This is a genomic window from Asanoa ferruginea (assembly GCF_003387075.1).
GTDB lineage: Bacteria > Actinomycetota > Actinomycetes > Mycobacteriales > Micromonosporaceae > Asanoa > Asanoa ferruginea.
This window is the reverse complement of record NZ_QUMQ01000001.1, coordinates 8923890-8941649: the sequence shown is the minus strand read 5'-3', so window position 1 is coordinate 8941649 and position 17760 is coordinate 8923890. Positions and strand designations below refer to the sequence as shown.

General features: G+C 70.6%; 16 protein-coding genes. 5 read left to right on the top strand and 11 right to left on the bottom strand.

The window, feature by feature from the left end; all coding sequences use genetic code 11:
• Positions 1 to 14 precede the first annotated feature (14 nt).
• From DFJ67_RS41545 to DFJ67_RS41505, 9 genes are all read right to left on the bottom strand, one after another.
• Positions 15 to 1214: an MFS transporter gene (locus DFJ67_RS41545; protein WP_116075170.1), complete on the bottom strand. Its 1200-nt coding sequence runs from the start codon at positions 1212 to 1214 to the stop codon at positions 15 to 17.
• A gap of 91 nt (positions 1215 to 1305) precedes the next feature.
• Complete coding sequence (locus tag DFJ67_RS41540; protein WP_116075168.1) at positions 1306 to 1536, bottom strand: helix-turn-helix domain-containing protein; 231 nt, start codon at positions 1534 to 1536, stop codon at positions 1306 to 1308.
• Between the two features lie 4 nt (positions 1537 to 1540).
• Complete coding sequence (locus DFJ67_RS41535; protein WP_116075166.1) at positions 1541 to 2116, bottom strand: DUF2975 domain-containing protein; 576 nt, start codon at positions 2114 to 2116, stop codon at positions 1541 to 1543.
• Between the two features lie 63 nt (positions 2117 to 2179).
• Positions 2180 to 3850 (bottom strand): monocarboxylate uptake permease MctP, encoded by a 1671-nt coding sequence (gene mctP, locus DFJ67_RS41530; RefSeq protein ID WP_116077282.1) that lies wholly within the window; start codon positions 3848 to 3850, stop codon positions 2180 to 2182.
• A 5-nt stretch (positions 3851 to 3855) separates the two neighbouring features.
• Positions 3856 to 4095 (bottom strand): DUF3311 domain-containing protein, encoded by a 240-nt coding sequence (locus tag DFJ67_RS41525; RefSeq protein ID WP_116075164.1) that lies wholly within the window; start codon positions 4093 to 4095, stop codon positions 3856 to 3858.
• 182 nt (positions 4096 to 4277) lie between these two features.
• The gene (locus DFJ67_RS41520; RefSeq protein ID WP_116075162.1) at positions 4278 to 5603 is read right to left on the bottom strand and encodes a glycoside hydrolase family 18 protein; all 1326 of its coding nucleotides are present in this window, start codon (positions 5601 to 5603) and stop codon (positions 4278 to 4280) included.
• An 88-nt stretch (positions 5604 to 5691) separates the two neighbouring features.
• A complete protein-coding gene (locus tag DFJ67_RS41515) occupies positions 5692 to 8793 on the bottom strand; it encodes a DUF4062 domain-containing protein (protein WP_116075160.1) in 3102 nt (1033 codons plus the stop codon).
• 108 nt (positions 8794 to 8901) lie between these two features.
• A complete protein-coding gene (locus DFJ67_RS41510; protein ID WP_116075158.1) occupies positions 8902 to 9207 on the bottom strand; it encodes a hypothetical protein in 306 nt (101 codons plus the stop codon).
• 27 nt (positions 9208 to 9234) lie between these two features.
• Positions 9235 to 9699 (bottom strand): MarR family winged helix-turn-helix transcriptional regulator, encoded by a 465-nt coding sequence (locus DFJ67_RS41505; RefSeq protein WP_116075156.1) that lies wholly within the window; start codon positions 9697 to 9699, stop codon positions 9235 to 9237.
• A gap of 170 nt (positions 9700 to 9869) precedes the next feature.
• Here DFJ67_RS41505 and DFJ67_RS41500 point away from each other — a divergent pair, with 170 nt between their 5' ends.
• From DFJ67_RS41500 to DFJ67_RS41480, 5 genes are all read left to right on the top strand, one after another.
• A complete protein-coding gene (locus DFJ67_RS41500; protein ID WP_116075154.1) occupies positions 9870 to 10073 on the top strand; it encodes a hypothetical protein in 204 nt (67 codons plus the stop codon).
• Positions 10074 to 10160: 87 nt separating this feature from the next.
• On the top strand, positions 10161 to 10868 hold the full coding sequence (locus DFJ67_RS41495) for a histone H1-like repetitive region-containing protein (RefSeq protein ID WP_116075149.1): 708 nt from the start codon (positions 10161 to 10163) through the stop codon (positions 10866 to 10868).
• A gap of 78 nt (positions 10869 to 10946) precedes the next feature.
• On the top strand, positions 10947 to 12389 hold the full coding sequence (locus DFJ67_RS41490) for an RNB domain-containing ribonuclease (protein ID WP_116075147.1): 1443 nt from the start codon (positions 10947 to 10949) through the stop codon (positions 12387 to 12389).
• A gap of 20 nt (positions 12390 to 12409) precedes the next feature.
• Positions 12410 to 13102 (top strand): NADPH-dependent F420 reductase, encoded by a 693-nt coding sequence (gene npdG, locus DFJ67_RS41485; RefSeq protein ID WP_116077279.1) that lies wholly within the window; start codon positions 12410 to 12412, stop codon positions 13100 to 13102.
• A 26-nt stretch (positions 13103 to 13128) separates the two neighbouring features.
• Complete coding sequence (locus DFJ67_RS41480) at positions 13129 to 13845, top strand: helical backbone metal receptor (protein WP_116077281.1); 717 nt, start codon at positions 13129 to 13131, stop codon at positions 13843 to 13845.
• Here the strand turns inward: DFJ67_RS41480 and panB are convergent.
• Both panB and DFJ67_RS41470 read right to left on the bottom strand, forming a co-directional pair.
• Positions 13828 to 14658: a 3-methyl-2-oxobutanoate hydroxymethyltransferase gene (panB, locus tag DFJ67_RS41475; RefSeq protein ID WP_116075143.1), complete on the bottom strand. Its 831-nt coding sequence runs from the start codon at positions 14656 to 14658 to the stop codon at positions 13828 to 13830. The genes DFJ67_RS41480 and panB overlap by 18 nt on opposite strands.
• Positions 14659 to 15929: 1271 nt before the next feature.
• Positions 15930 to 17720, bottom strand: a complete 1791-nt coding sequence (locus DFJ67_RS41470; RefSeq protein WP_116075140.1) for an NAD+ synthase — start codon at positions 17718 to 17720, stop codon at positions 15930 to 15932.
• Positions 17721 to 17760 lie beyond the last annotated feature (40 nt).

Sequence of the window (17760 nt, the reverse complement as noted above, 5' to 3'; positions counted from 1 at the left end):
GTCGGCCACGCGACCTAGAGAGCGGTGACCCGCCGACCCGACGGCACGAGCACCCCCGCCGCCGTCAGCAGCAACGGCAGCGCCGCCACGGCGAAACACACCGGCAGTGGCGCGCGGCCGATCAGCAGCCCGATCGCCGCCGTCCCGCCCGACGAACCGGCGTTGAACGCGCTGTTCACCCAGGTGCCGGCCCGGGTCCGGGCAGCCGCCGGCACGGCACCGTCGACCAACAGGTAGGCCGTGGTCAAAGCCGGCGCCACGAACAGCCCAGCGAGCGCCGCCGCGGCCGCCAGCGCGACCACTCCCGGCGCGAAGCCCGCGGTGACCAGCACGGCCGCCAGCGCGAGCGTCAGCAGCGGCAACTGGGTGCGCTGCGACAGCGCCCAGGTGCGCGCGCCGTAGGCGATGCCGCCGATCGCACTACCCGCCGCCAGCGCCGCCTCGACCCAGGCCACCGCCGTCAACTGATCGTGCCGCACCGCGAACGCGACGATCAGCAGGCCGAGCGAGCCCAGCGCCAGGCCCAGGCCGCCGACCACGATCACCGGTTCCCACAAGGCCCGCCCGCCACGCAGCGGGGGAGCGACGGCGGGCGGCGCCGGCCACGCGCGGGCGGCCGGTGACGAGACCATCGCCAGCGTGCCGACCAGCACCAGGACGGCGCTGGTGGCGACGCCGAGGGCGGGCCTGCCGATCGCGATGAACAGCCCGGCCAGCACCGGGCCGGTCACGTACAGCAGTTCCTCGACGACCGTGTCCAGCGCGAACGCCCGCTGCCGGCGGGCCGGGTCGGGGAGCAAATTGCTCCACAACGTACGCATGACCGGTCCGAGGGGTGGTGAACAGACCCCGGCCGAAGCGGTCAGCAGCAGCAACACCCAGCCGGGGGCCGCGCCGGGTCGCCAGGTCGCGAAGGCCAGTGCGGCCAGCAGCGCCGCATAGGCGATGGCCATCGGGGGTAGGGAAAGGCGCGGCCCGTGCCGGTCGATCAGCCCGGCGCGCAACGGCGCGACGAGCACGGCACCGGCGCCGAACAGCGCGATCGCCGCCCCGGCCAGGGAGTAGGAGCCGGTCGCGCTGGTGAGGGCGACCATCAGCGAGACGAAGACGACACCGTAGGAGAGGCGGCCGACGAGGGCCGCGGAGAAGGTCCGCAGCGCATGCGGAGTGGTGAGGACGGCGCGGTAGGACGCCGCCCGCGTGGGCGTGGACATGGGGGATTTCCTCAGGGTGGTAGGGACGCCAAGGCCAGCTAGGGGAGCGGCGGCGTCGTCCTACGCACGGGGGAGGAACATGGGCGTGATCTTAACAGTGCGGCTCGCGAACGGTGAACAGGTCGCCGGGCTGGCAGTCGAGCACTGTGCACAAGGCGCTCAGCGTCGAGAAGCGCACCGCGCGGGCCCGGCCGTTCTTGAGGATCGACAGGTTGGCCAGCGTCAGGCCGACCCGGTCGGCGAGCTCGGTCAGGGTCATGCCGCGTGCGGCCAGCAGCTTGTCGATGTGCACCTCGACCCGGTGCTCCTCGTCCGGCGGCACGGCGTCAGATGACCGTGTCGAGCTCGGCCCGCAGCGCGACGCCGCGGTTGACGATCTCGGCGATGGCCGCCAGGCCGAGGCCCACGACGAGCCAGGCCCAGACGGGCGCGTTGCTCGGGTGGAAGCCGCCTTCGACGAAGCTGGCGGCCAACGCGTCGGCGGCGACCATCTGCGCGACTGCCGCCGCCCCGCCGGCCAGCAGCACGAACACGGTGAGCCGGCGCAGCCGCCGCACCGTGACCGCGGTGAACGGGTCGCTCCGGCGGGCGTCTCTCACGATCCGCCAGAGCAGTGCCGCGGCGACCATGATGACCAGCGGCCACAGGCCCTCCACGAGGAAGGCGTAGACCGACTGGGCGCCGCTCGGCGACTCGGTGCAGACGGAGACGGTGGCGCCGGCGGTGGCGCCGGCGCGCAGGCCGGGAACCGCGACGACCGGCTCCGCGCCGAGCACCTCGGTGCAGACGGCGTTGCCGCCGAGAAGGTAGACCAGCGAACCGACCCCGAACACGGCGAACACCAGGGCGAACGCCGCCAGCGTGAGCTGGAGTTGCCCCAACCAGTCCCGACCGCGGATCATGGCGCCTCCTTATCGAAAGTCGATACATCGATATTCGATAAGGAGGCGCCGGCTGTCAAGCGGTCAAACCTTCGGGGACGGCGCCGGGTCGAGGTCGGGGTCGGTGCTGGTCGCCTGCGCCGGCACCGAGACCCGCGGGTCGCCCTCGTCGGCGAAGTAGTCGTCGGGGTTGGTGTCGTCGCCGCCGTCGGGCACCTTGCCGGCCCGCAGCGCCAGCGTGACCAGAGCCGCGACCGCCAGGTTGACGGCGACGGCGACCAGGCCGACGTAGACGGTGGTCTTCGAGTCGATGAAGGCGAACTTCTCGAGCGGGAACGCCGAGCCGCCGAAGTGCGCGCGCCCGGTGGCCGCGTTGGGGATCTGGTAGAGCATCCAGAAGCCCAGCGCCATGCCGGCGAACCAGCCGGCGATCAGGCCGCCGCGGTGGAACCAGCGGGTGTAGATGCCCAGCGCCACCGCCGGCAGCGTCTGGAGGATGATCACGCCGCCGATGAGTTGCAGGTCGATGGAGAACTGCGGGTCGAGGAAGACGATGCAGGCGACCGCGCCGACCTTCACCACCAGCGAGGTGATCTTCGAGACGCTGGCCTCCTGGGCCGGTGTCGCGTCGCGTTTCAGGTATTCCTTGTAGATGTTGCGGGTGAACAGGTTGGCCGCGGCGATCGACATGATCGCGGCCGGCACCAGCGCGCCGATGCCGATCGCGGCGAACGCGACGCCCGCGAACCAACTCGGGAAGTGCAGGTCGAACAGCAGCGGCACCACGGTGTTGCTGTCGGTCGAACCCGCCTTGGCGCCGGGCAGCGGCTTGACCCCGGCCGCGATGGCCATGAAGCCGAGCAGCGCGATCAGGCCGAGCAGCAGGCTGTAGGCCGGCAGCGCGGACATGTTGCGCTTGATCACGTCGCGGTTCTTGCTGGCCAGCACGCCGGTGATGCTGTGCGGGTAGAGGAACAGGGCGAGCGCGGACCCCAACGCCAGCGTGATGTATTGCCACTGGTTGGCGGCGGTCAGCACGATGCCGTCGTTGGGGTTGGGTGTGCCGTCGAACTTCTTCTGGGCCGCGTCGAAGATCGAGCCCCAGCCGCCCAACTTGTAGGGCAGGTAGATGATCGCCACCAGGATCACGATGTAGATCAGCGTGTCCTTGACGAATGCGATCAGCGCCGGCGCCCGCAGCCCCGACTGGTAGGTGTAGGCGGCCAGGATCGCGAACGCGATGATGATCGGCAAGTGCCGGGCGATCGCGCTGTCGCCGGTCACGCCCATCGTCTTGAGGACGGCCTCGATGCCGACGAGTTGCAGCGCGATGTAGGGCATCGTGGCGACGATGCCGGTGATCGCGATCAGCAGCGCCAGCGTCGGCGACTGGAAGCGCGACCGCACGAAGTCGGCCGGCGTCACGAACCCGTGCCGGTGCGAGACCGACCAGAGCCGCACCAGAACCAGGAAGACCAGGGGATAGATGATGATGGTGTACGGCACGGCGAAGAAGCCGGCGGCACCCGCACCGAACAGCAGGGCCGGCACGGCGACGAACGTGTAGGCCGTGTAGAGGTCGCCGCCGACCAGGAACCAGGTGATCCAGCCGCCGAAGCTGCGCCCGCCCAGGCCCCACTCGTCGAGGTGGCCCATGTCGTTGGGCGCGCGCCACCGGGCTGCGAAGAAGCCGATGCCGCTGACCAGCAGGAACAGGACGGTGAAGACGACGATCTCGGTTACGTGGTCGCCCATCGTGCTCACCGCCGCTTCTTGGTCATCTGGTAGACGACGGTGGTCGTCGTTACGCCGAGGACGATGAACAGCAGTTGCAGCCAGTAGAACATCGGGAAGCCGCCGACCCGCGGCGAGTCATGATTGAACAGCGGGGTCAGCAGCGGGACGACGATCGGCAGGAACAGCAACCAGTTCCACGGACTCTTGTCCTTCGCGCGGGCCACCGCCGGGGCGGCCTCAGCGCGCACTTCCGGATCACTCATGACAAACCTCCGGCCGTCATGGATGCTGGATTATTCAGCGTCCTCAGCCATCGCGAGGCAGGCCTCGCGATGCCTTGCGGTCCTAGACGGCCGGAGGTTATCCGTTCGGTGCGACAGTTCTCGACGTTCTACGGAGCCGACGCGCCGAACGGCGAGTCACTTGCGCCGAGCGGCTGTGCAGGTCAGGGGGTCCACAGTCCCAGGTGGAGCGTGCGGGTCAGGGTGGCGTTGTCGTCGTCGCCGTCGAGCGACCAGACCATCGCGCCGCCGAGCCGCTCACTGCGGATCCACAGCGCCTTCTGCAGCAGCACCGCCGGGTCGTCGTACGTCCAGAAGGTGGTGCCGTTGTAAAGCCATGCCGTGCCGGCCCGCAGGTCGCGGTAGACCTGGTAGCCGTCGGTGCCGGCGAGGTTCTTGAGCACCTTGTAATCCTCGGTGCCGGCGTCGAACGTGGCCGGCGCGGCGCCGCCGGTCGAGGTGCCGAACAGGCCGTTGCGCCCGCCCGTCACACCGGTCCAGCCGTGGCCGTAGTAGGGGATGCCGACCACCAACTTGTCGCGCGGCGCGCCCCGGTCGAGCCACGCCTTGGTCGTGTCGGCCAGCGAGAAGTCGGGCAGGGTGGCGCCCTGCGGGATGCGCAACGCCGACTGCTGGTTGGCGGTCGCTTCCCAGGTGCCGTGGAAGTCGTACCCCTGGATGGTCGCGAAGTCCAGGTTCTTCATGACCTTGGGAACCTCGAAGCCGGCGTCGATGTTCGCCGGGTTGGCCGGGAGGAACGCGGTCAATTCGAAATGCTTCTTCTGGGTACGCCCGTACGCGTCGAGTTGCTTGCGGAATTCGGCGACCAGCTTGGTGAAGTTCTGCTTGTCTTCGGGTCGGTAGACGTTGTCGACGTCACCGGGCATCGCCGGCCACTCCCAGTCGAGGTCGACGCCGTCGAACACGCCCTTGAGCGTGCCCGGCCCGCCCGCGCTGCCGTCGGGGTTGGGCAGGTTGCCCTTGAGGTAGAGGTCGATGCAGGACGCGACGAACTTCTTGCGGGACGCGTCGGTGAGGGCCGCGTCGGAGAAGTGGTTGGACCAGGACCAGCCGCCGAGCGAGATCAGCACCTTGAGGTCGGGGTGCTTGACCTTGAGCTTCTGCAACTGGCCGAAGTTGCCGTTGAGCGGTTCGCCCCAGTTGTCGGCGACGCCGTCGACACTCTCCTCGGCGGGCACCGTCCGCTGGTAGTCGGCCCACGAGTCACCCTCGGGCGCCGCACCGTCGACATAGCACCGGCCGTCGGGGCTGACGTTGCCGAACGCGTAGTTGATGTGCGTCAGCCGCGCGGCCGCGCCGGAGGTGTCGAGCTTCTTGACCGGGAAGGCCCGGCCGTAGATGCCCCACTGGGTGAAATAGCCGACCTGCCGGAAACTCTGCCCCTGACGATCGTGCGCCGAGGCGGGCGCCGCGCCGAGGGCGGTGACGAGGAGCGTTGCTACCGCCGCCACGGCGACAATTCTGCGCATCTGGACTCCTGTCGGGAAGAAACAGTAAGGCTTCTTTCCTGTTGCGTGCGCAAAACGTAGGCTGTCGATCCGTAGCCCGTCAAGCACGTCAGGTGTCGGTCCCGCGTCGCCGTTGAAGCTCTTCGATGGCTCGGTCGATCTCCGCCGTCCACGGCAGCTCCGGATCCTGGACCTGGTCGTAGGGCGGCAGCGACGGCGCCTTGATGTTGAGCGTCGTCAACAGCGCCGTGGCGCGGTCCAGTTCGAACCGTCGGACATACGGCTCGCCGTCGGCCCAGGCCCATCTGTATGCCTCCAATGCGTGCGCGGTCGCCCGTTCCGGGTCGCGCAATGCGTGCCACAGCTCCGCCAGCGGGAGGTGCGGCGGACGGAGCTGGGCGGAGATGCGGGCGGCGGCGTCACGCGCGTCCGCGGATTGTCCGAGGTGGACGGATGCCAGCGCCAGCCACGCCTCGGCTTCCGGAGCGGCCAATGTGGTCTCACGTTCCATCTGCAGCGCGTCGCTGAACGTGTCTGCCGCCTCCGCGTAGCGGCCCTGGTCGAGCAGCCAGCGGCCCCGAAGAGTGTGCAGGGCGCGTCGGTCAGGGCGGTTGCGGCCACCGCGGGCGAGTTCCTCGGCCGAGGCGAGATCCGACTCGGCGAGCAGACCGCGGTGGTACTGAAGGGTCGCGTACGACGTTTCGATGGCGCCGGGCCGCTGGATGCCGAGGTATGACGGCAGGTTCATCGCGCTGATGCTCCGCCACAACTCTTCCGCCTCGGTCAACCGTCCGGTGATGATGGCGACGTCCAGCAGGTTGATCCGCGTGTAGAACATGTGTTCCCGGTCGCCCAGTTCGTCGCCGAGCCGTTGCGCGATCAGCAGATAGCGTCGAGTGGCGGCCAGTCGATTCGTCGCCTCGAAAGCGATCGCCGTGTTGATCAACGTCTTTGTCGCGCGCGACCACTGACCCTGGGCCAGGTTGACCGACAGCGTCGCCGCGTAGATCTCCAGGGCGAGGGATGGCTCGAAGCCGAGAGACAACACGGTCGCGACGTGTGACCTGAGGCTGACGAAGTCGTCGTCACCCAGTTCCGGTGACGGCGAGTTCCAGGACGAGCCGAAGAACGGCCGAACCAGGGACAGAATCTCCGCGTAGGCCTCCAGGTTGAAGAGCAGTGCGTCGCGCAGTTCGCCGCCATAAGCGGCGGCGGCCTGGCGCACCCGGCCCATCCTCAGCAGGGTGCGGATCACTGTGAGCGGAGCGCTGAGGTCATCCAGGGTCTCGGCGCGATCGTAGGGATGGCCGCGTTTCCCGGAGAAGTGGTCTATCACCCGCTGTCCCAGCCGGTCCCGGTCCGAGCCACGTAGGTCAGCGGACGCGATCGCCCGCACGACCGGATGGAGGTCGTAACGCCAGGCCGACCGGTCGAACTGCAAGAGGCCCCGTTGCTCCAGGTCGCGAATGGTGCGGGCCAGAGCGGCCTTTTCCGGCCCGCGGTCGCGTGCCTCCCAGGCCTGTCGCGTCCGGGCCGCCGCGGCATGGTCCGCGCGGATCAGTTGTCGCTCCTTCTCCCTGCGCGAGTCCTGGGCTCCTGTCGCCGGTAGCGGTAGCGGTGTCGGTGTCCGCGGCTCGGCCGGCAGGTGCGGGCTGAGAGCCTCCAGCGTCCGGAAGTCGACGGCCTCGGGCAGCAGCGCCAGCGTCGACAGCAATTGCCGGCTGTTCGTGGAGAGCGACGCGAGGGCCGCGGCGAGGATGTGGTTGCGCTTCTGCGCGAGGTCGAGGTCGGCGAGGTCAAGGCGCCCGCCATGAGCGGTGTCGGCGGCCCACGCGTCGAAGTTGCCGCGGTCCGGTAGGTAGTCGTTGACCAGGCCGGCGACGACGCCACTGACCAGCGGATGACAGTCGCAGTGGCGGCGCAGAAAGTCCTGCATCCGCGCGGAATCACCACGGACCGCGCAGGTCCGCAGCAGGGACTCGGCGTCGGCCGGACGCAGACCGGGCAACCGTTCGTGCAGCACACCCGGGATTGCCTGGCTCGCGGCATTGAGCAGCACCCGGGGCACGAGCCGCGACGTGACGAGCACCTTTGACGGGGCGGCGCCGGCCAGGAGGCGCAGCAGGTCATCGTCGGCCGGCCGGATGGCCGTGCACGGGTCGCGTTCGGCGATCTCGTCCGTGCGCCCGGCTTCCTCGTCGGCAAGCTGGGCGGCGTCGTAGCGGTGGTAGGCCACCAGCACCCGTTCGAGCCCGTCGAGGATCACCAGCCAAGGTCGGGCCCGGAGTTGGCGCACCAGCTGATCGGTCAGCTCGCGCTGGCGCTTCTGGCGCAGGACGTCGAGCGGTTGGCCGGTCATGTAGGCGAGGGCGCAGCGGCAGAAGTCCGCCATCACGGCGCCCTTCTCGTAGAACGAGTACCAGAAGACGCCGGCCCAGTCAGTGCGTACCTTTGGCGCGTGCTGGGTGGTCCATTCCCAGGTCAGCATGCTTTTGCCGGAGCCGCCGATGGCCTCGAACAGGAGCAGCGGGTGCGGGTCGGCCGTCGCGGCCCAGTCGGTGAGCGTGTCGAGTTGGGCGGCCCGGCCGACAAACCGGTGTGACCCGATGTAGTGCGGCTCGGCGTAGAGCTTCGGCGGGGTCGGTATCCCGTCCGAGGGCCTCGGTGCCACCGCCGGCGTGTCCAACAGCCGGCGGAGTTCGGCGACCGACTGGGTCGCGGCGACCTCGAACTCGCCCAGGCTGTTGAAGACCTTGTAGATCCGGTGCACCGGCGAGTCGGGATCGACGCGCTTCGCGTCTTCGCGGAACGCCGCCAGCTTGGCCAGCTTCGCGGCGTCGATCTCCACGGCGCTCGGCTTCACCTCGTGGTCCGGGCCCATCACGAAGAGCAGGATCGGCCGGCCCAGGCGGCGCGCTTCGCGGAACTCCATTTCGGTCAGCGACAGGCCGGCAGGATTGAGGTCGGCCGAATCGGGCACGTTCCCGTAGCGATGACCGATGATCCCGACGTACGCCGCCGCGTCTCGGACCTTCTCCAAAGAGGAGTCGATGACGGTGCCGGCCGGGCGGGCGCTGTCCTGCTCCATGGCGACCGGATGGAGTCCCTGGCCGGCGATCACCCGGATCAGCACCTCGCGGTGCGCGACGAAGTCCTGGAAGGTGCTGGACACCATCACGCCGGGATAGTGGCGCGGTGCGAACGCGGTCATCAGATCGCCAGGCTAGCGAACCCTGGGTGTCGGGAGGACAGCCGAACGTCCACCAAGGACCGAAATCAGTCGAACGGGCACGGACGGGACGGCCGGGTGGATACCTACCTACAGCCTGACCCGGGCCCAGGTGAAGCGCGAGATCCAGTCCGGGTCCTGCCGCGCGTACGCCTGGAACGCCTCGATTATCTCGTCGATCGTCGCGACCTCGGCGCCCACGTGTGTCTCGTCGCCGCCGGCCCGCCGTTCCAGCGCGAACCAGTCCGGCTTGACCGCCACCTGCATGAAGGTGTCGTCATTCTCCTCGAGGATGACGAACCAGTTCTCGATGGTCAGCGCCCGCAGCGCCGTCGCGATCGTGGCGGGATCGGGATCCTCGGTCCGGGCGCCGTCCGCGGCGATCAGCGTCATCATGCCGGGCAGTATGCCCCGCGTGGAGGGTCAGGAGCGCGGGCGGGACTGGCTGCGCGCCGACAGGGCCTCGTTGAGGCGCTTCAACAGCGTCGCGAGCTCGGTGCGGTCGCGGTCGGACCACTCCTTGAGCATGTCGTCATAGAGGACGGCGCGGGCCTCCCGGACCACGCCCATCCGGCGCAGCCCGGCCGGGGTCGCCGAGACCAGGGTGCCGCGGCCGTCGCTGGGGTCCTGTTCGCGGGCGATCAGGCCGTCGCGCTCCATCGCGCTCACCTGACGGGTGACCGTCGAGCCGTCGAGGTTGAGGCGGGCGGCGAGCGCGGACACGTTGGAGGGGCCGGCCTCGTCGAGGTGTCGCAGGATCACGTAGGCCGCGCGGTCCAACGAACGGTGTGCCTCGACCGGGGTGGCCCGCCGGGTCGCTTCGCCGAAGCGCATGAGGAGCGCCACTTCGGTTTCGATCCGGCCGATGACGGAGTCGTCCGCGTTCATGACTGTATGTTACAGCCGAAAAATCGGACAGAATCAGCGCCCTTCACGCGGTAGGGACACGCCACGCGCGATTCAGTCCCTTCCCGACGTAGCCGGTCTACAGTGGATGGGACCCCCTCTTTTTGTGTGAAACGGTGGCGCTTGGCCGTTTTGCGGTGCACAGTGATCCCATGAGCGACAGCGGACGTGGGACGGAGTACTTCTGGTGCACCCGTCATCACAGGGTCGAGACCGATAAAGACGTATGCCCCGCGGTGTACGTGCTCGGTCCCTACCGGTCCAAGGCCGATGCCGAGAACGCCCTGCAATCCGTGCAGGAGCGCAACGAGGCGTGGGACGAAGAGGACCGCCGCTGGGCAGGGGAGGAGAGGTAGGCGCCGCGGCACTCGTCACGGCGAGCAACTCCGCGGTCTCCGCGACGGAGCCGGACCCGACGCACGTCTCGCAAGGAGGAAACCGACATGGCCGAAGCGTTGAAGGCCAAGACACCGAGGGCCGCGAAACGCGCGGCGGGCAAGAAGACCACCGCGGCCAAGCGGTCGAGCGCGTCCCGCGCCTCGGGCACCGCCAGGAAGACCGTTTCCGCGCAGACACCCGCGCGTAAGACGGTGACCACCAGGGCAACCGCCAAGAAGGCGCCCGCGAAACGGGCGACGGCGAAGAAGACGACGGCGAAGAAGACCGCCGCCAAGCGGACCACGGCCACCCGCACCGCTGCGAAGCGCACGGTGGCCAAGCGCACCACGGCGAAGCGGACCACCGCCAAGAAGACCACCGCGCGCAAGACGACGACGGCCAGGAAGGCGACGGCGAAGAAGACGACGCGCCCCACGGCGCGTAAGGCGGCCACCAAGGCCCCCGCGAAGCGGGCCACCACCGCCAAGAAGACCGCCGCGAAGAAGACGACGGCCAGGAAGACCACGGCGAAGAAGACCAGCGCCGCGCGCAAGACGGCCACCAAGCGGGCCACCACCGCCAAGACGGCCGCCAAGCGGGCACCGGCGAAGCGGACTACCGCGAAGAAGGCACCCGCCAAGCGGGCCACCACCGCCAAGAAGACCACGACCGCCCGTAAGACGGCGGCCAAGCGGACCACCACGGCCCGCAAGACCACGGTCCGCAAGGCGGCCAGCCCGCGCAAGACGACCGCCCGCAAGTCCGCTCGATAGTCAGAGTTAGCAGCCGGTCCGCAGGAGCGGACCACGATCAGCACGAAGCGGGGCGCTCGCGACTGGTATGAAGTACCGGTGGTGACCCGACGAGTCCGAGCGCCCCACTTCGACTTCGCCGCGCTGCGTCGCGAGCTGGACCTGCCCGACAGGTTCCCGCCCGAGGCGCAGCGCGAGGCGGAAGACGCCGCCGCGGCACCGCTGCCGGACCGGCCCGACCGCACCGACATCCCGTTCGTCACGATCGACCCGGTCGGGTCCCGCGACCTCGACCAGGCGATGTGCCTGACCCGCCGCCCGGGCGGCTATCGCGTCCACTACGCGATCGCCGACGTGGCGGCGTTCGTGCGTCCGGGTGGCGCGCTCGAGGCGGAGACCTGGCGCCGCGGCCAGACCATCTACCTGCCCGACGGCAACATCCCGCTGCACCCGGTCGCGCTCAGCGAGGGCGCCGCGAGCCTGCTGCCGGAGCGCACCCGCGCCGCCGTGCTGTGGACCATCGACCTCGACGCCGACGGCGGCACCACCGGCGTCACGCTGGAGCGGGCCCTGGTGCGCAGCCGCCAGCAGCTCGACTACGACACCGTGCAGGGCCAGTTCGCCGCCGGCACCGCGGCCGAGCCGATCGCCCTGCTGCCCGAGATCGGCGCCCTGCTCACCGAGCGCGGCCTCGACCGGGGCGCGATCAACCTGCCGCTGCCCGAACAGGAGATCGAACCCGACGGTGACGGCTACCGGCTGGTGCTCCGCGCCCCGCTGCCGAGCGAGGGCCACAACGCGCAGATCTCGCTGCTGACCGGGGTGGCCGCCGCGGGCATCATGCTCGCCGGCCGGATCGGCCTGCTCCGCACGATGCCGGCGCCGGATCCCGAGGCCGTCGGCCGCCTGCGCACCGCGGCAGACGCGCTGGGCATCCCGTGGCCCGACGGCGCGGCGGTGGGCCGGGTGATCGCCGGCGTCGACGCGGCCGACCCGCGCGGCGCCGCCTTCCTCGACCAGGCGGCCGAGCTCATGCGCGGTGCCGGCTACACCGCGTTCGATGGCGCCCCGCCGGAGCAGCCCGGGCACGGCGGCGTAGGGGCGCCGTACGCCCACGTGACGGCCCCGCTGCGCCGGCTGGCCGACCGCTATGCCACGGAGGTCTGTCTGGCCCTCACCGCCGGCGTCAGAGTGCCAGAGTGGGCCCGGGAGGCGCTGCCGAAGCTGCCGAAGACGATGACCGGCACCGACCGGGTGTCGAACGCGGCCGCCCGGGGCGCCGTCGACCTGACGGAGGCCGTGTTGCTGCGGGACCGGGTCGGCGAGACGTTCGACGCCGCGGTGACCGACGTCGACAGCCCGCGCCGCACCGCGCCCGCCCCGGCCGCGCCGAACGGCCGCGAGCCGGGCGGCACCGTCGCGCTCGACGACCCGCCGGTCCGCGCCCGCTGCACCGGCGACCTCCCGCTCGGCGAGCGGGTCCGGGTGACCCTGGTCACCGCCGACCCGGTGAAACGGACGGTGCTGTTCACCCGGAAGTGATCTTTTGGGACGATGCCAGCATGGCCTACGACCCCAGCGCGCTGCCCGACGTTTCCGCCTTGTCGGTCGCCATCATCGGCGGCACCGGCGACCAGGGCAGGGGCCTGGCCTACCGGCTCGCGTGTGCGGGTCAGCGGGTGCTGATCGGCTCCCGCCAGGCGGCCCGGGCGACCGCCTCGGCCGAGGAGATCTCCGCGCTGCCGGGCGTCACCCGCCCGGTCGAGGGCGGCGCCAACGCCGACGTGGCCGCCGCCGCCGACCTCACGATCATCGCGGTGCCGTGGGCCGGCCACCGCGACACCGTGTCCGCGCTGCGCAAGCCGCTGGCCGGCAAGCTGGTCGTCGACTGCGTCAACCCGATCGGCTTCGACAGCCACGGCCCGTTCCCGCTGCTGGTCGACGAGGGCAGCGCCGTCCAGCAGGCGGCCGCGCTGCTGCCCGAGTCGACGGTCGCGGCCGCGTTCAACCACGTGAGCGCGCCGCTGCTGGCCGACCCGGCGGTCGAGTCGATGGACCTCGACGTGATGATCTGCACCGAAGACCGGCACCTGGCCGGCGTCGTCGCGGCGCTGGCGGCGCGGATCCCCGGGATGCGCGGCATCTACGCCGGCCGGTTGCGCAACGCGCACCAGGTCGAGGCGCTGACCGCCAACCTGATCGCGATCAACCGGCGCTACAAGGCGCACGCCGGGTTCCGGGTGACCGACGTCTGAACGACGACCTGGGCACGCCCGTCGAGCTGACGCGGCCGCCGCGCCGGGTGGTCTCGCTGGTGCCGTCGCTCACCGAGGCGGTCGCCCTGACCGTGCCAGACGTGCTGGTGGGCGCCACCGACTGGTGTGTGGAGCCGGCCGGCCTCGACGTGCTCCGGGTCGGCGGCACGAAATATCCGGACCTCTCCCAGGTCAGGGCCGCCGTACCCGATCTCGTGTTGGCCAATGCCGAGGAGAACCGCCGGGAAGACGTCGAGGCCCTGCGGGCGTCGGGCGTGCCGGTCTGGGTGACCTATCCGAGGACCCTGGACGCGGCGCTGTCCTCGCTGGCGCGGTTGCTGGCGGCCTTGGGCGGGGCCGACCCGCCGTGGTTGCGGTCCGCGCGAGAGGCCTGGTCAGAGCCTTTCACGGGGGTACGCCGCCGCGCGCTCATCCCGGTCTGGCGGCGCCCCTGGGTGGTGCTCGGCGCCGACACGTTCGCCGGCGACGTGCTCGCCCGGCTCGGCGTCGACAACGTCTACGCGACGGCGCCGGAGCGGTATCCGCGCCCGCCGCTGGCCGAGTTGCGGGCGGCGGGCGCGGACCTACTGGTGCTGCCGGACGAGCCCTACGCGTTCAGCGCCTCGGACGGGCCATCGGCGTTTCCGGGCCTTCCGTACGCGCTGATCAGCGGTCGGCACCTGACCTGGTATGGACCATCGCTGGCCTCGGCGCGCGCGGTGCTGTCAGAAGCTCTGCTCTGAGGTCGGGAACTGCCCGCCGCGCACCTCGTCGCCGAACTGCGCCGCGGCGTCGCGCAGCACGCCGTGCAGGTCGGCGTAGCGCTTCACGAAGCGCGGCAGCTTGCCGGTGCGCATCCCGGCCATGTCCTGCCAGACCAGCACCTGGGCGTCGGTCTCGGGCCCCGCACCGATGCCGATGGTCGGCACGGCGATCTCGTTGGTGATCCGCTTGGCGACGTGTGCCGGCACCATCTCCAGCACGATGGCGAACGCCCCGGCCTCGGCGACCGCGTGCGCGTCGGCGATCACCTCGTCGGCCGCGTCACCCCGGCCCTGGACCCGGTAGCCGCCGATCGCGTGCTCGCTCTGCGGCGTGAACCCGATGTGCGCCATCACGGGGATGCCGGCCGAGGTGATCGCCTCGATCTGCGCCGCGGTGCGCCGCCCGCCCTCGAGCTTGACGGCGTGGCAGCCGCCTTCCTTCATGAACCGCACGGCGGTGCGCAGGGCCTGGGTCGGCCCTTCCTCGTAGGAGCCGAAGGGCAGGTCACCCACGACGAGAGCGCGCTTTGTGGCCCGCACCACGGCCCGGACGAGAGGCAGCAGCTCCTCAGCGGTCACCGGCACGGTGGTCTCGTAGCCGAACACGTTGTTGGCGGCCGAGTCACCGACGAGCAGCACCGGAATGCCCACCTCATCGAAGATCGCCGCGGTGTATTGGTCGTAGGCGGTCAGCATGGGCCACTTCTCGCCACGCTCTTTGGCGGCGATCAGCTCACGCGTGCGAACCCGGCGGTTGGGGGGCCCGCCGTAGAGGGACGGTTGCTCAGACATCGCGGCTCTCCTCTCGCCTCAAGGCCGCTCCGGTGCGGTCCCTGGGCACCCTCCGATGGTCCCACCGCCAGCCCCCGGGGGAGAGACGAGCGTGGAATCTTTCACACCAGAGGTCAGTGGCGCGCCCTCCTCGATGCGTCGCACCCGCCGGGCCTCCTTTGTGCTCTCTGCAATTTCGGCATGCTCGAACATCAATGGAGGGCACTAATTTGTCGGTGGGCTGGGGGACAATTATCGCATGCGGCAGTTACAGTTGTTCACCTCGGCCGAATTGGCTGGAATGCGTGACCAGACTGCCGCACGTAACTATTCGCCCGCGGGGGTCGAGTTCCGCCGCGAGCACGAGCGCCACCGCGCGTGGGGGCTGATCAAACGCCATAACGAGCGACTACGCCGCCTCCGTCGCGATTCCTCTGCCAAAGGCGAGAATACGCAGAAAAACTGCCGCCAAGAGACCGCCAACAAAGACGACGACCACCCGGCGTCACCCCCCGACAGCCCATCCCAGGCAGCGCCCCCGGCCCCGACCCAGATTCCAACCTCAGCCCCGGCCCTGGCGGCGGTCCCGGCTCCGGCCCAGATTCCAACCTCAGCCCCGGCCCTGGCGGCGGTCCCGGCTCCGGCCCAGATTCCAACCTCAGCCCCGGCCCTGGCGGCGGTCCCGGCTCCGGCCCAGATTCCAACCTCAGCCCCGGCCCTGGCGGCGGTCCCGGCTCCGGCCCAGATTCCAACCTCAGCCCCGGCCCTGGCGGCGGTCCCGGCTCCGGCCCAGATTCCAACCTCAGCCCCGGCCCTGGCGGCGGTCCCGGCTCCGGCCCAGATTCCAACCTCAGCCCCGGCCCTGGCGGCGGTCCCGGCTCCGGCCCAGATTCCAACCTCAGCCCCGGCCCTGGCGGCGGTCCCGGCCTCGGCCCGGATTCCAGCCGCAGCTCCGGCCCTGGTCCCAGCCCCGGCCTCGGCCTCGACTCCAACCTCAGCCCCGGCCCTGATCTCAGCCCCGACTCCAACCTCAGCCCCGCCCCCGGTTCCAACCCCGGCCCCGGCGTTCGCTGCTGCCGCGGTTCCGATTCCGGTTCCGGCGCGCTCGCGGCCTTGGTTTACCCACCATCCCGGAACCTATTTGAGACCACGGCCGGCGAGGCCGCCCATGAGAATGGCAATCCACCGCCAGACGGCGGCCCGACAAAGGGCGGACTCGCGCTTCGCCGTGGGTTTCCAACGCCTGGGGTCGTTGGTGCGAAGGCACGCGAAGCGTGCCCGCGCACCGGCGGTCAGCCGGTTTCGCGCCAGCGGTTGGTGATGGGGAGGCGGCGGTCGCGGCCGAAGGCCTTGATGGAGATCTTGGTGCCGGGTGCCGACTGGCGGCGTTTGTATTCGGCCAGGTCGACCAGGTGTAGGACGCGGTCGACGACCTCTGGTTCGTGGCCCGCCGCCACCAGGTCGGCGCGGCCCTGGTCGCCGTCGACGTAGGACAGCAGCATCGAGTCGAGTTCGTCGTAGTCGGGCAGCGAGTCGCTGTCGAGCTGACCGGGGCGTAGCTCCGCGCTCGGCGGCTTCTCTATCGAACGCTCGGGGATCGGTGGTTCCTCGCCCGTGCGCAGGGCCTCGTCGTTGCGCCACCGGGCGAGTTTCCAGACCAGCGTCTTCGGCACGTCCTTGAGCGGGTTGAAGCCGCCAACCGAGTCGCCGTAGAGGGTGGAGTAGCCGACCGCCAGCTCGCTCTTGTTGCCGGTGGTCAGGACCAGCGGGCCCTCCTGGTTGGAGATCGACATCAGGATCACGCCGCGGACGCGGGCTTGCAGGTTTTCCAGGGCCAGGCCCGAGAGTGACATCCCGGTCAGGAACGTGTCGACCATCGGCTGGATCTCGTGGACGCGGTATTCCAGGCCGGTGCGCTTCGCCAGCTCGGCCGCGTCTTCGCGGGAGTGTGCCGACGAGTGTTGGCTGGGCATCGAGACGCCGATCACCGCGTCGGGGCCGATCGCGTCGACCGCGATCGCCGCCACCACCGACGAGTCGATGCCGCCCGAGAGGCCGAGCGCGACCTGCCGGAAGCCGTTCTTGCGCACGTAGTCGCCCAGGCCCAGCACCAGGGCATTCCAGACCTCGGCCTCGTCGGAGAGTCGCCCGGCTAGGCCGCCCTGGAGCGGGGTCGCCGGTAGCGCCGGGTGCGGGTCGGAGACGTGCACCCGCTCGATGCCCATCTCGTCGCCGACCAGCTCGGCCTTGCTGTGCGCGGCCAGCGCCGGCGTCGACGGTGGCGGCGGGAGCAGGCCGAGCGGCAGGTCGAGGTCGTGGATGAGCAGGTGCTCGGCGAGTTGCGGCGCGCGGGCCAGCACCTCGCCGCCGGGGGCGACGATCATGGAGTCGCCGTCGAAGACCAGCTCGTCCTGGCCGCCGACCATGTTGAGGTAGGCGATCGTCGCGTCGGCCTCGGCCGCCCGGCGGCGGACCAGGGCCAGCCGGGTGTCGTCCTTGTGCAGCTCGAACGGGCTGCCGTTGACGGTGAGCACCAGGCCCACCCCGGCCCGCCGGGCGGCCGCGAACGGGCCGCCGACCTGCCACATGTCCTCGCAGATGGTCAGCGCCACGTCGATGCCGTCGATCCGGACCACGACCAGGGTGTTGCCGGGCACGAAGTAGCGGTCTTCGTCGAAGACGCCGTAGTTGGGCAGGTGGTGCTTGAAGTAGCGGGCCACGACCCGGCCCCGGTGCAGGACCGCGAGCGCGTTGCGGGCGCCGGCCGACGGGTCGGTCGGCGAGTTGACCGCGGGCGGGCCGTCGGCGTCGAGGAAGCCCACCGCGACGGGGGTATCGCCCAGCCCGTCGCCGTCGAGATCGGCTGCCAGCCGCTCCAGCGCGGCCCGGGAGGCGGCGACGAACGACTGGCGGAAGACCAGATCCTCGACCGGGTAGCCGGTGAGCATCATCTCCGGGAACACCACGAGACGCGCGCCGGCGTCGCGGGCGGCGCGGGTCGTGGACCGGACGATGCCGGCGTTGCCGGTGAGGTCGCCGACGGTCGGATTGACCTGGGCGAGCGCTATGCGCAGCGTGGGCATGCCTCAATCCTCCCATCCGCGAGCACGGCCGTCCGGACCC

What these genes read in the sequence shown, in the direction of transcription:
- DFJ67_RS41545 (WP_116075170.1), bottom strand. Translation starts at nt 1,214, where the DNA reads ATGTCCACGCCCACGCGGGCGGCGTCCTACCGCGCCGTCCTCACCACT.
- DFJ67_RS41535 (WP_116075166.1), bottom strand. Translation starts at nt 2,116, where the DNA reads ATGATCCGCGGTCGGGACTGGTTGGGGCAACTCCAGCTCACGCTGGCG.
- mctP (WP_116077282.1), bottom strand. Translation starts at nt 3,850, where the DNA reads ATGGGCGACCACGTAACCGAGATCGTCGTCTTCACCGTCCTGTTCCTG.
- DFJ67_RS41525 (WP_116075164.1), bottom strand. Translation starts at nt 4,095, where the DNA reads ATGAGTGATCCGGAAGTGCGCGCTGAGGCCGCCCCGGCGGTGGCCCGC.
- DFJ67_RS41520 (WP_116075162.1), bottom strand. Translation starts at nt 5,603, where the DNA reads ATGCGCAGAATTGTCGCCGTGGCGGCGGTAGCAACGCTCCTCGTCACC.
- DFJ67_RS41515 (WP_116075160.1), bottom strand. Translation starts at nt 8,793, where the DNA reads ATGACCGCGTTCGCACCGCGCCACTATCCCGGCGTGATGGTGTCCAGC.
- DFJ67_RS41510 (WP_116075158.1), bottom strand. Translation starts at nt 9,207, where the DNA reads ATGATGACGCTGATCGCCGCGGACGGCGCCCGGACCGAGGATCCCGAT.
- DFJ67_RS41505 (WP_116075156.1), bottom strand. Translation starts at nt 9,699, where the DNA reads ATGAACGCGGACGACTCCGTCATCGGCCGGATCGAAACCGAAGTGGCG.
- DFJ67_RS41500 (WP_116075154.1), top strand. Translation starts at nt 9,870, where the DNA reads ATGAGCGACAGCGGACGTGGGACGGAGTACTTCTGGTGCACCCGTCAT.
- DFJ67_RS41495 (WP_116075149.1), top strand. Translation starts at nt 10,161, where the DNA reads ATGGCCGAAGCGTTGAAGGCCAAGACACCGAGGGCCGCGAAACGCGCG.
- npdG (WP_116077279.1), top strand. Translation starts at nt 12,410, where the DNA reads ATGGCCTACGACCCCAGCGCGCTGCCCGACGTTTCCGCCTTGTCGGTC.
- panB (WP_116075143.1), bottom strand. Translation starts at nt 14,658, where the DNA reads ATGTCTGAGCAACCGTCCCTCTACGGCGGGCCCCCCAACCGCCGGGTT.
- DFJ67_RS41470 (WP_116075140.1), bottom strand. Translation starts at nt 17,720, where the DNA reads ATGCCCACGCTGCGCATAGCGCTCGCCCAGGTCAATCCGACCGTCGGC.